At 75.8% G+C, this 12952-nt stretch carries 7 protein-coding genes; 4 read left to right on the top strand and 3 right to left on the bottom strand.

Translation table 11 applies throughout. The annotated features are described in order from the left end of the window. Positions 1 to 16: 16 nt before the first annotated feature. Positions 17 to 1108 (top strand): AAA family ATPase, encoded by a 1092-nt coding sequence (locus tag ACZ6AA_RS36695; RefSeq protein ID WP_471462823.1) that lies wholly within the window; start codon positions 17 to 19, stop codon positions 1106 to 1108. Then, on the top strand, positions 1095 to 5597 hold the full coding sequence (locus ACZ6AA_RS36690) for an SAV_2336 N-terminal domain-related protein (RefSeq protein ID WP_471462821.1): 4503 nt from the start codon (positions 1095 to 1097) through the stop codon (positions 5595 to 5597). Before ACZ6AA_RS36695 ends, ACZ6AA_RS36690 begins: the two co-directional genes overlap by 14 nt. A 75-nt stretch (positions 5598 to 5672) precedes the next feature. Here the strand turns inward: ACZ6AA_RS36690 and ACZ6AA_RS36685 are convergent, their stop codons facing one another. After that, a complete protein-coding gene (locus ACZ6AA_RS36685; protein WP_471462819.1) occupies positions 5673 to 6164 on the bottom strand; it encodes an allene oxide cyclase barrel-like domain-containing protein in 492 nt (163 codons plus the stop codon). A gap of 167 nt (positions 6165 to 6331) precedes the next feature. Next, entirely contained in the window at positions 6332 to 7642 is a 1311-nt protein-coding gene (locus tag ACZ6AA_RS36680) for an MFS transporter (RefSeq protein WP_468450164.1), read from the bottom strand. 264 nt (positions 7643 to 7906) lie between these two features. Here ACZ6AA_RS36680 and mreB point away from each other — a divergent pair, with 264 nt between their 5' ends. Together mreB and ACZ6AA_RS36670 are read left to right on the top strand one after the other, a co-directional pair. Next, positions 7907 to 8944: a rod shape-determining protein MreB gene (gene mreB / locus ACZ6AA_RS36675; RefSeq protein WP_468449557.1), complete on the top strand. Its 1038-nt coding sequence runs from the start codon at positions 7907 to 7909 to the stop codon at positions 8942 to 8944. A 162-nt stretch (positions 8945 to 9106) separates the two neighbouring features. Next, entirely contained in the window at positions 9107 to 10657 is a 1551-nt protein-coding gene (locus ACZ6AA_RS36670) for a GAF domain-containing protein (RefSeq protein ID WP_468449558.1), read from the top strand. A 135-nt stretch (positions 10658 to 10792) separates the two neighbouring features. Here the strand turns inward: ACZ6AA_RS36670 and ACZ6AA_RS36665 are convergent, their stop codons facing one another. Then, the gene (locus ACZ6AA_RS36665; RefSeq protein ID WP_471462816.1) at positions 10793 to 12880 is read right to left on the bottom strand and encodes an ABC transporter permease; all 2088 of its coding nucleotides are present in this window, start codon (positions 12878 to 12880) and stop codon (positions 10793 to 10795) included. Between the last annotated feature and the right edge of the window lie 72 nt (positions 12881 to 12952).

Here is a 12952-nt window from a genome sequence, read left to right as displayed (position 1 = left end):
CGAGGAGAGAGTCCGCATGTCCCTGTGGCCCGTCTACACCGGCACGAACGAGCCGCACGACGGCATCACGCGGCTGCCCCCGCCGCCGCCGTGGCGCGCCTTCGACGGCGGCCCCGTCCTGGACGCCCCGCGCACGGACCGCTCCGCGACCTCCCCGGACCGCGCGCACCGCGCCCGCACCTACCGCGCCACCGACGAGTGCGTCCAACTCGTCAACGCCGCCCTGTACTTGCGCCGCCCGCTGCTGGTCACAGGGCCGCCCGGCAGCGGCAAGTCGAGCCTCGCGTACGCGGTCGCGCGCGAGCTGGGCCTCGGCCCGGTGCTGCGCTGGAACATCACCAGCCGCAGCACGCTGCACGACGGCCTGTACCAGTACGACCCGCTGTCCCGCCTGTACGCGGCGGGCCGCGCCGCCGCCGAGAGCGCACCGGACACCCAGAGCTCCCCGGACACCGACACCACAGCACGCACCACCCCCACCACCCCGCCCCAGGACCGCACCGGCATCGAGGACCACCTCCGCCTCGGCCCGCTCGGCACCGCCCTGCTCCCCTACGCCCACCCCCGCGCGCTGCTCATCGACGAGATCGACAAGAGCGACCTGGACCTGCCGAACGACCTCCTGAACGTCCTGGAGGAGGGCCAGTACGAGATTCCGGAGCTGGCGCGCGTCGCCCGGCACACGCCGTCCGCCTCGCTGCCCGCCGACGGCTCGGACGATCCGGTCACCGTGGTGAAGGGCCGGGTGCGCTGCCGCGCGTTCCCCTTCGTGGTGCTCACCAGCAACGGCGAGCGCGAGTTCCCGCCCGCGTTCCTGCGCCGCTGCGTCACCCTGCGTCTGCGCCGCCCGCACGGCGAGCACCTGGAGGAGATCGTCCGCGCCCACCTGGGCGAACCCGACGCGCACGCACGGGAGTTGATCGACCGGTTCGTGGCCCGGGGCAGCGGCGGCGAGCTGGCCACCGACCAACTCCTCAACGCCATCTACCTCACCGGCGCGGCCGGTCTCGACACCTCCTCGCGGGACGAGCTGGCGCGGCTGCTCATGCCGTATCTGAGCGAGGGCGCGGAGCACGCTCCGGACCAGGGTTCCGATGCGGCCTTCTGACCGGGCGGAGGGTGGGGGCGGGGGCGCCCCGGGAGCCGGGCGCGCCCCCGCCCCCGCCCGTGCCTCCGCCGTCGCGGGGCTCGCCGCCGTCCTCACCGGCGCGGCGGGCGGAGGCGAAGGGCCGTCCGCCGCCGAGCTCGCCGAACTCCTCTGGCTCGCCCGGCATCTGCCCCCGCCCCCGGAGCCCGAGCGCCCGGACGGGGCGGCGGACAGCGGCACGGCGGCGCGGCCGTCGGCACCCGGCGCCCCGGGCCCGGGCGACCGCTTCGCGACGCCCGACACCGCCCCGGCCCGCCCGTCTTCCTCCGACCCGGCCACCCCGGAAGACCCGGGGGCCCGCACCGGCTCGGCGGCCCCGACCACCTCGGACCCCACCGCGCCACCGCACCCCGGCCGCACTCCCCCGGCCGCCGCCCCCACCCCGCACGCCGACTCCCGCGTCCCCCTGCACCTCCCCGCCGCGGGCCACCGCCCGGGCACCTCCGGGCACACCCCGACGGACCCCGGAGCGGGCCCGGCCCACCCCGCCCGCACAGCGGTCGACGGCACCGTCCTCCACGTACCCGTACCGCCGATGATCGCCCACCCCCTGGCGCTCCAGCGTGCCCTGCGTCCGCTCGGGCGCCGGGTGCCCGCGCCCGTCGGGCGGGTCCTCGACGAGGAGGCGACCGCGCACCGCATCGCCGCGCTCGGCGCGCACCCGCGCGGCTGGCTGCCGGTGCTCCGCCCGGCACAGGAGCGCTGGCTGCGGCTGTGTCTGGTGTACGACGACGGGCCCACGATGCCGGTGTGGCGGCCGCTGGTGCGTGAACTGCACGCGGCCCTGGTGCAGTCGGGGCTCTTCCGCACGGTCGAACTGCACCCGGCCGGGCCCGACGGCACGGTTCCGGCCCGTGCGGCCGCCGCGCCCGCCGCGGGCCGTACCGTCGTCCTCCTGGTCAGCGACTGCATGGGCCCGCAGTGGCGGGAGGGCGGGGCCGGACGCCGCTGGTACCGGACGCTGCGGCACTGGGCGTCGCGGCTGCCCCTCGCCGTGCTCCAGCCGCTGCCCGAACGCCTCTGGTCCACGACCGCGCTGCCCGCCACACCGGGGCTGCTCGCCGCGCCGCACGCCGCCGCCCCCGCCGCCACGTACACGTTCGAGCCCTTCGACCCCGATGCCGCCGAGCCGTCCGCCGTCCCCCCGGACGCCCTGCCGGTGCCCGTCCTCGACGCGTCCCCGCGGTGGCTGGCGAACTGGTCGTCGCTCGTCGCCGACGCGGGCGGGCGCCGACTGCCGGGATCCGTCGGGTGGTTGGCGCCGCGCCCGGCCGCCGCGCTCGCCCGGGACGGCGTGGAGCGCGCGGACGTCACCCTCCTGTCCCCGCAGGACCTCGTCCTGCGCTTCCGCTCCACCGCGTCGCCGGAGGCGTTCCGCCTGGCCGGGCATCTGGCGGTGGGCGAGCCGCACCTGCCGGTCATGCGGCTCGTCCAGGCGGCGGTGGAGCGGCGCCCCCGCGCCCAGCACCTGGCGGAGGTCATCCTCAGCGGCATGCTCACGGACACGCCCGAGGGGCCGCCGGGGTCGTACGCGTTCCGGGACGGCGTGCGGGAGGTGCTGCTCGGGACGGTGCCGAGGTCGGCGCGCGGGCGCACCCGGCAACTCCTGGCCCGGGTGGGGGCGTTGATCGACGAGCGGGCGGGGGTGGCGCCCGGGGAGCTGCGGGCCGTGGCGCGGGGGGTCGGACGGGGTCCCGGGGCGGCGCCCGCGGTGGTCGAGGGGGAGCCGTTCGCGACGGTGAGTCCGCAGAGCGCGCGGCAGTTGTCGGGGGTGGCGGAAGAGGACGAGGGCGCGGTCTCCGGGCTGATCGACGGGCGGTACCGGGTGACGCGCCGGTTCAGACACGGTCACGACCTGTGCGCGCAGGACACCCAGCGAGGCGACCGCACCGTGGTCGTGACACGCTACCGCGACGCGCCGCCGGACTCGCTCTGGCGCTTCGAAACGCTGCGGCGCGCCCTTTCGGGCCTGCGGCACCCGAACGTGGCCGCCCTGCTGGGCGACGGCACCCTGCGCGGAGTACCCCATCTGATCCTGGAGCACCACGAAGGGGAGACACTGCACGCCGCGCTCGACCGGCACCAGGGCGGGCTGCCCGTCGATCAACCCGCCGACCTGGCCCGGCAGTTGGCGCGTGGCGTGCTGGCCCTGCACACGCACGGCATCGCCCACGGCCGTCTCTCGGCCCGCTGCGTCGTCCTCGCCGACCACGGCCCCGTCCTCTACGGATTCGGTCAGCTCGCCCTCGACGACACGACCCGCGCGGCCGACCTCCGCGACCTCGGCCACCTCGTGCACCTGATGCGCACCGGGGACTGGCTGACGCGGCCGGAACAGCTCGCACTCCCCCTCGGCGCGGGCCACACGCTGCCGGAGCACCTGGAGTACGAACTGCGGCAGGCCGTGGCCGACCTGGTGTCCGAGGACGCCGCGCTCCAGACGCGGGGCGCCCAGCGGCTCGAACAGCTCGACACACAGGGGGAGCACCGGCGCCTCTACGACCTGCTCGGCCCGCTGCGCGTCACCCGCGGCGGCTTCCCCCTGGCCGTCGGATCCCCCCAGGAGCAGGCCATGCTCTGCATGCTGCTGCTCCGCGAGGGCGAGGCCGTGCACGAGGACGAGCTGCTGGCCGGGCTGTGGAAGTCCCCCGCGCCACCGGACGGCGGACGGCAGGTGCGGACGTACGCGTCCCGGCTGCGCACCGCCCTCGGTCCGGGCTCCGTGGAGCCCAGCGGTGACGGGTACGCCCTGTCGGCCTCCCCTGACGACGTCGACGTCGTGCGCTGCCGGAGGCTGGCCGCCGACACCGAGGAGGCCCGTGCCTCCGGCGACCTCGCCCGCGCCCGCGCGCTCGTCGAGTCCGCCCTCCGGCTGTGGCGCGGCGACCCCCTGCCGGACGTCCCCGGCCCGGCGGCGAAGGACACCCGCGCCCGGCTGCGCCTTCTGCGTACCGCGCTGCTCCGCACCCGCGCCGAACTCGGCCTGGAGATGGAGGAGTTCGACCGGACCGCGACCGACCTCCGGGCCGCACTGGGCGAGTTCCCCCACGACGAGGACCTGCACCGCCTCCACCTCGTGGCGCTCAAGGGCCAGGGCCGCGTCGACGAGGCGATCAGCGCGTACGAGGAGTACCGCACCCTGCGCCTGGCGGAACTCGGCACCGAGCCGCCCGCCGTGCTGCGGGAACTCCGCCAGGAGCTGGCCGGCCTGCGCGCCGCCGAAGCGACGGCCCAGGCGCCCACCACCCTCGCCTTCGCCTTCGCCGCCAGCCCCGGCTGGCAGGCGGACACCCTGATGAAGCTCAGCCGGACCGTCGCCCGGCTGCTCACGCAGGGCGGCGCCGCGGCGGAGCAGTTCGACCTGCTGCCCCGCGAGCGCGGCTGGGACGCGGTGGTCTCCGCCGAGGTGCCGCGCGCCCCGCTGCTGGCGGCGATCCTGCGCGAACTGCCGTTCACCGTGGGCGCGTACACGGGCCTGGGGCTGTACGTCACCGTCGGGGACGCCCCGGACCCGGCAGGGCCGCCGCACACCGGCATCGCCGCCGGGGCCGGGTCCGACGAGGCGGTCGTCGTGGTCCCGGGTGACGTCCACGACGAGCTGTACCGGGAGGGCCCGGCCGGCATGACGCGCTTCAACCCGGTGCCGGGGTCGACCGCCTGGGTCTGCCGGGTCCCTGCCGTCGCGGGCCGCCCCACCGGCGCGTTCCCCTCGCTGCCTGACACCCTCGACCGGGCCGACACCGTCGTCCTCGGCTTCGACGGCACCCTCACCCGGCTCTACGCCCCCGGCAAGGCCCGCGAGGCCACGCTCCGGCTGCTCGCTCTCGTCGTGGAGCGGCGCGGCCCCGAGGAGGCGCTCGGCGGCACGCCGGTGCCGCGCGCCGAGGGCGGCAGCGAGTACGTCCACCCGCTGGACGTGCTGCGCGCCTTCGCCGCCGAGGGCCCCCTCGCGGCGGACCTCGCCGACCAGTTGGACCGCATCGAGCGGCAGGCCGTGTTCGCCGCGAAGCCCGTGCCGCACGCCGCCGCCCTCGTCAGGCTCCTGGCGGACGGCACCGGCCCCCGCACCGACTCCGGTACCGCCCCCCGCACCCGGCCCCGCGCCGTGTGCCTGGTCACCGACACCGCCCCGCGCGCCGTGGCGACGTACGTGGCCGCCCATGAGCTGGCCGTCCGGGCGGACCGCATCCACTGCCGCACCGGCGACCTCACCCGGCTCCTGCCCGACCCGGAGGGCCTGCGCCGCGTGCTCGCCCGGCCGGGCGTGACCGCCGACCGCTGCCTGATGATCGGCGCCACCGTCGCGGAGGCGACCGCGGCCCGCGCCCTGGACGTCCCGTTCGTCGGGTACGCCCCCGACGGCCGCGTCCGTGAGCGCCTGCTCGTCGCCGGGGCCCGGCACGCGGTGAGCGCGCTCTCCCAGATCGTGGACGCCGTACGCCGGGCCTGAGGGGCCGTGTGCCCGCCCCTGAGCCCGCGTTCCCGGTGCGGTCGTGGGCGTCGGGCGCGGTGATCCGGCCCTCCGTCAGTGCAGGATCTCGGCGCGCAGCCTCTCCTTCGGCGTGTTGATGTCCCAGTAGCGAACACTGCCCCGGGCGTCCTTGAAGGCGCCTGTGCCGCCGGTGATGGCCATGTCGAGCGAACTCGCCTCGTCCGGCCGCAGCGACTGCATCGTCAGGGAGCCACGCTCGAGCTCTATCGTGATCACGGCCTGCGACGTGGCTTTCCCACCGCTGACGTACACGACCTGCGACGTCCCGGCCCCCCGTCCGACATTGCGGCCGTCCTCCACCGCGGTGGCGCAGTAGACACTCATGTCGCCCAGGCTCGGCCCCGGCCTGCCGAGGTCGACGGACTCGTGCTCAAGGTCCTTGAGCTGGAGTTCGATGACCTCGACCCGGCTCTTCTTCGAGGCATCGGCATTCGCGCCCCCCGCGGCGAAGACGCCGACCGCCAGGGTGGCCAGCGACAGGGCGGCGCATCTCTTGAACAGGGTCCGGTTGCTGCTGTTCCCCATGGTGGAAACTCCTCATGGCGATCTACGTGTGCGAACAACTTGACGCTATGGCGGGCGAGTTGAGCGGTCCAAGACCAACATCGCCATGACGTCATAGCCCTGGCGGCATAGTGCCGATCGACACCGGGCGTCGAACCGGAGTCGGCCTGGGTCGGCGTCTTCCGCCGTCAGGCCTCCGGCGAGCGCGCGTCGTAGCGCAGGAAGGCCCGCCACCGCGCGGCGAGCAGGACCACGGCGACGACGCACGCGACACCGCCCCCGACGATCGCCACCCGGGGCGACACCGCCTCGCCGACGGTCCCGGCCAGGAAGTCGCCGAGCCGCGGGCCGCCCGCGACGACCACGATGAACACGCCCTGGAGGCGCCCGCGCATCGCGTCCGGCGTGGCCGCCTGGAGCATCGTGTTGCGGAACACCATGGAGATCATGTCCGAGCACCCGGCGACCGCGAGGAAGAAGACCCCGAGCCACAGGTTCCGGGTGAGGCCGAACACCGCGATCGCCGTGCCCCAGGCCGCCACCGACACCACGATCATGAGCCCGTGGCGGCGGATGCGGCCCTGCCAGCCGGAGAACACCCCGCCGAGCAGCGCGCCCACCGCGGGCGCCGCCGCGAGCAGCCCGGCCGTCTTCGCGTCGCCGCCGTACCAGACCACCGCGACGGCGGGGAACAGCGACCGCGGATGCGCGAGGACCATCGCGCACAGGTCGGTGAAGAAGGTCATGCGGAGGTTGGGGCGGGTGGCGAGGAAGCGCAGGCCGTCCCTGACGGAGGCGCGCTGCCGCTTGCCGTCGCCCGCCCCGGCGGCGTCCTCGGCCCCGTCGCCGCCCGGCCGCATCGCGGGCAGCCGCCACATCGCGTACAGCGCCGCCGTGAACGCCACCGCGTCGATGAGGTACGCCGACTGGTAGCCCCACAGGCCCACGAGCAGGCCGCCGAGCATCGGGCCGACCGTGATGCCCGTCGTCATCGTGAGGGAGTTCAGTGCGTTCGCGGCCGGGAGCTGCTCGGCCGGAAGCAGGCGCGGGATCATCGACGCGCGGGCCGGGGCGTTCAGCGCGGCGCACACCGCCTGCAGCGCGACCACGCCGTACAGGAACCCGACGTGTTCGTAGTCGAGCAGCGCCCCGCCCGCGAGCGCGATCGACAGGGCGCACAGGCCGACCGCCGAGTACAGGCCCACCTTGCGGCGGTCCACGGTGTCGGCGACCGCGCCGCCGTACAGACCGAAGACCACCAGCGGTACGAGCGTGAAGAGCCCGACCAGGCCGACGGCGAAGCTGGAGCGGGTGATGTCGTACACCTGGAGCGAGACGGCGAGGGCCGTCATGGCCTGGCCGATCCAGGAGATGGTGTTGCCGACCCAGAGCCGCCGGTAGTCGACGGAGGTGCGCAGCGGGGTGAGGTCGGCGAGGAGGCGCCGCTTGGGGGCGGGGGCGGGGTGCGGGTCCGGGTCCGGGGCGACGCCGACCGATATCGGAGGGTCGTCCCGCTCGGCTGTGGGAGGGTCGTCCCGCTCGGACCGGTCGCCAGGTGCGTCTTCCCCAGATGCTCGTGTCACACGGGATGCTAACCGGCGCCCGGGCCCCCGCCTCAAGCCGATATCGATCCGAGGATCACCCGCCCGGCGGCACCCCGCCCGGCGCACCCCAGCGCGCGCTCCGCCCCGGGCCGCCGCACGATGCGAGACAGGAACGCCGTCCGGCGGTCCGCACGGTCTGCGCTCTCGGGAGGATCTGCCATGACCGTCAGCCTGGAACAGCTGCGTCGCTGCCATATCGCCGTCGACCTGGGGGCCGCGCGGACCCGCGTGTACGTGAAGGGCGCGGGCCTCGTCGTCGACGAGCCGAGCGCCGCCGCCGTCAACACCCGCACCGGCGCGCTGATCGCCGTGGGCCAGTTCGCGGAGCAGATGACGGGGCGTACGCCCGGCTACATCCGCGTGGTGCGGCCCGTGTCCGGCGGCACCGTCGTCGACATCGAGATGTGCCAGCGGATGCTGCGGCACCTGCTCGGCGAGAAGCTGCGGCGCACGCTGCGCCGCAAGCCGCGGCTGCGGGCCGCCGCGTGCACCCCGCACGACGCGGACCCGCTGGCGCAGCGGGCGGCGGTCGAGACGATGGTCGGGCTCGGCGCGCGCCGCGTGGAGCTGGTGGACACGCTGATCGCGGCCGCGGTCGGCTGCGGGCTGCCCGTGGAGCGCCCCGAGGCGACGATGATCCTGGTCTGCGGGGCCGCGACCACGCAGGTGGCCGTTCTCTCCCTCGGCTCCATCGTGACGGCCGAGCGGATCCCCGTCGGCGGCGAGGCCATCGACCACGCGATCGTGCAGCATCTGCGCCACCAGCACGAGCTGATGCTGCCCTCGCAGTCGGTACGCCCCCTCCAGCTCGCCCTCAGCGGCAACGGTCTGACCCCGCACGGCCCGGAGTCCACCGAGATCCACGGCCGGGACGTGGCGACCGGCCTCGCCCGCTCGGTGCAGGTGGAGACGGCCGCCGTCCGGGACGCCATCCACACCCCGCTCACCGCGGTCCTCGACGGCATCGGCAAGGTCCTGCGGGACTGCCCGCCGGACCTGGTGGCCGACCTCGCCGACCGCGGGATCATGATGGTCGGCGGCAGCGCGCTGCTCCCCGGCCTCGACCAGATGCTCGTGAACGCGACCGGCATGCCCGTACGCATCGCGGAACGGCCCGACGTGTGCGCGGTGCTCGGTCTGGGTGCGATGCTCGAAGGCAAGATCCAACCACTGGTCCTCGACCCACTGGCAGGCTGACCACCACGGGGCCCCGGACCCCGGGTTCCGGGGCCCGACCACCGGGGCCCGACCACCGGGTCTCGAACGCCGGGTCCCGAACCGACGGGTCTCGAACGCCGGGTCCCGAACCGACGGGTCCCGAACGCCGGGTCCCGAACCGACGGGGAGTACGCCGACGCCATGACCGACGACGTCACCGCACCCCCGCTCCCCCTGCTCCTCGACGCCGTCCTCAGCGTCGGCACCGAACTCGAACTCCACGCCACGCTCCAGCACATCGTCACCAGCGCGGTGCGCCTCACCGGCGCGCGATGGGGGGTCCTGGAGGTCGGCGAGGGAGCGGGGGGCGGGGCGGGCGAGGTGTTCACGGCGGGGGTGGGGGCGGAGGTCGGTGGGGGCCTGGGGGGTAGTGGGGGCTCGGAGGGGGGTGGAGGCCTGGAGGGTGGTGGGGCGGTCGGCTCCGGTGGGGCGGGCGGCCCGGGGGCGTTGAGTGTTCCCATCCTCGTGCGCGACGAGGAGTTCGGGACCCTCCATCTCACCGCCGGGGCCGCCCACGCGTTCAGTGACGCCGACCGGGGGCTGCTGCGGGTCCTCGCGGGGCAGGCCGGGATCGCCGTCGGCAACGCCCGCCTGTACGAGACCGCCCGGCAGCGCGAACGCTGGATCGAGGGTGCCGCCGCCGTCACCACCGCCCTGCTCACCGGCGAGGCCGCCGCCGACGCCCTGATGACGGTGGCTCAGCAGGCGCGGCGGCTCGCGGGCGCGGCGGCCGGAGTCGTCCTCCAGCCCACGCCCGCCGGCGGCATGTCCATCGTGGCCGCCGCCACGGACGCCGCGGGCGGCGGGCTCCCGCCCGAGCGCCGCAGCCATCCCGCCGCGGCCGCCCAGAACGACCTCATCGGCACCACCATCGAGCCCGGCAGCGCCGTCCTCGAACAACTCCTCGGCGGCGAACCGGTGTTCATCGAGGACTCCGCGACCGACCCGCGCATGACGACCCACGTACGGTCCCGCTTCGGGCCCAGCATGATGCTGCCCCTCCAGGCGGGCGGCCGCCTCATCGGCACCCTCGCCCTGCCGCGCCGCCGCGGCGACCACCCCTACACCGCCGTCGAACGGCTCCTCGCCACCCAGTTCGCCTCCCAGGCCGCGCTCGCCCTCGTCCTCGCCGACGCGCAGCAGTCCCGGCAGCGGCTCGCCGTCTTCGAGGACCGCGACCGGATCGCCCGCGACCTCCACGACCTCGTCGTCCAACGCCTCTTCGCCACCGGCATGATGCTGGAGTCGACACGGCGCAGGGCCGGTTCGGCGCCGGTGGGGACGGCGCTCGACCAGGCCGTGGACGAGCTGGAGTCCACCATCCAGGAGGTGCGGACGGCCATCTTCGCGTTGCAGCAGCCGCCTGCCGACGCGCCGACGACGTTCCGGGGAAAGGTGCTCAAGGAGACCGCCGGGGCGGGGGCGGTGCTCGGTGTGCAGCCGTCCGTCCACTTCAGCGGTGCCGTCGACGCCCGCGTCGCCGAACCGGCCGCGGGGCGGCTTCTGCGGGCGCTGCGGCGGGCGCTGGCCGCGGCGTCCCGGCGGGTCGGCGTCACCCGGGTCGACGTCGTCGTCGACGCGGGGGTCGGGTTGCCCGATGGGCGGGGTGGGGTGCGGCTCACTGTGTACGACGACGGGGAGACGGATGGGGTGGGTGCGGGGACCACGGTGACGTGGCAGGCGCCGCTGTAGCCCTCGCGGGGCGCCCCAGTCCCGCCCCTTCTCCGGCTGTGTCAATGTGCGGCTCCGCCGCGGGGGGGGCTGCGCCCCTGGACCCCGGGGGTGGGTGTCCCCTGCGGGTGGGCCGGGGGCACCGCCGATCGGGGGCTACAGAGGTACGACGGACACCTCTGTCGCCTTCACGCTCGTCCAGACGGGGGCCCCGTCCGTCAGGGCGAGTTCGGCCGCCGCGGCAGGGGTGATCTCGGCGACGAGGTCGGGGGCGTCCGGCGAGGTGATGAGGACACGCAGCCGGCTCCCGGCCGTGGTGATCTCACGGACGGTCCCGGGCCACACGTTGCGCGGACTCCCGGCGGGCTTCTCCCGGTGGACGGACACCGCCTCGGGCGCGATGACGGCAAGCACCGAGACCCCCACGTCGAGGGGTTCGGCGACAACCAGCCGCCCCGCCCCGTCAAGGGCGAGCGTACCGTCGGAGGCCCCTGTGCCGGACCACGCGTTGCGCCCGAGCATGCGCGCCACCCACGGCGACCGCGGATGCCGGGTGACCTCGGCGGGCGGCGCGTCCTGCAGGGCACGCCCCTCGTCGAGCACGAGGACCCGGTCGGCGAGGGACACGGCCTCGACCGGGTCGTGCGTGACGATGAGGCAGACCCCCCCGAAGCCGTCGAGGTGCCCCCGCAGGGTGTGCCGCACGTGCGCCCGCGTGGTCTGGTCGAGCGCGGCGAGCGGCTCGTCGAGGAGCAGCAGCCGCGGCCGCGCGGCGAGGGCCCGGGCGAGGGCCACCCGCCCGGCCTGCCCGCCGGACAACTGCGCGGGCCTGCGGTGCGCGAGGTGCCCGACGCCGAGCCGGTCGAGCCACGCCTGCGCCGCCCGCCGGGCCTCCGCACGCGGTACGCCCTGGGCCCGCAGCCCGTACGCCGTGTTGCGGAGAGCGGTCAGGTGCGGGAAGAGCGCGCCGTCCTGGGGCACCCAGGCGACCCCCCGCCGGTGCGGCGCGAGCGCGGTGACGTCGGCGTCGCCGAGGCGCAGGGCGGCGTGCGCGCGGGGCGTCAGGCCGAGGAGGGCGCGCAGGAGGGTGGTCTTGCCCACGCCGTTGGGCCCGACGACGGCGATGGTGGTGCCGGGTTCGGCGTCGAGGGTGAGGCGGGTGAACCCGGTGACGTCCGCGTGCAGCGCCCAACTCCCACCGGGTGCGGCCACCTTGGCGAGGGGGTCACCGGCCGACGAATCCGGTACGGCATCGGCGCCCCGCCCACGTACGGCATCGGCGCGCGACCCGCTCACGCCGTCGGCACCCGGCCCACGCAAGACATCGGCGCCCGCCCCACCCACACCACCGGCACCCGGCTCCCGTACCGCATCGGCACCCGACCCACGTACCCCCTTCGCACCGCCACCACCGCTCCCCGCGCCCCCACCGCCCCCGGTCCACCGCCCCCGCAGCGCCACCAGCACCGCCATCGCGATGGCGAGCAGCAGCAGCGACACGGACGTGGCCGCCTCCGGCGAGTCCTGGAGCAGCAGGTACACCTGGAGCGGGAGGGTCTGCGTCGTCCCGGGCAGGTTCCCCGCGAACGTGATCGTCGCGCCGAACTCGCCGAGCGCCCGCGCCCAGGTGAGCGCGGCCCCGGCGGCGAGGCCGGGCGCGACCATGGGCAGGGTGACGGTGCGGAACACCCGCGCCGGGGACGCGCCGAGGGACGCGGCCGTCTCCTCGTAGCTGGGCCGCAGCCCGGCGATCGCGCCTTCCAGGCTGATGACGAGGAACGGCATGGAGACGAACGTCGCCGCGACGACGGCACCGGAGGTGTGGAAGGGCAGGACGACGCCGAAGGTGTCCTCCAGCCAGGGCCCGAGCAGCCCGCGCCGTCCGAAGCCGAGGAGCAGCGCGACCCCGCCGACGGTCGGCGGCAGCACCATCGGCAGCAGGACGAGGGACCGGACCAGCGCCTTCCCGGGGAACGGGACCCGCGCGAGCAGCCAGGCCAGCGGCACGCCGAGCAGCAGGGAGAGCCCGAGCGCCCAGAAGGACACGATGAGCGACAGCTTGAGCGCCTCGGTCACCCCGGGGCTGGTCAGGTGTGCGCGGAGCTGCCCCCACTCCGTACGCGCCAGGACCCCGACGAGGGGCATCAGCAGGAACGCGACGGCGAGCAGCGCCGGCACCGCGAGCACGAACGGCGCGCGGACGCGGCCCCCGCCCGGCCGCGGGCGGCTGCGGAAGCGGTTCATCGGTGGGTCCTGACGTACGGGGCGGAGCGGAGGGGCAGAGGGGCAGGGAGGCAAGGGGGCGAGGGGTCAGAG

Source organism: Streptomyces sp. NPDC040610 (assembly GCF_055594065.1).
Note: the sequence above shows the minus strand (reverse complement) of the source record. Positions and strands in the feature narration are given on the sequence as shown.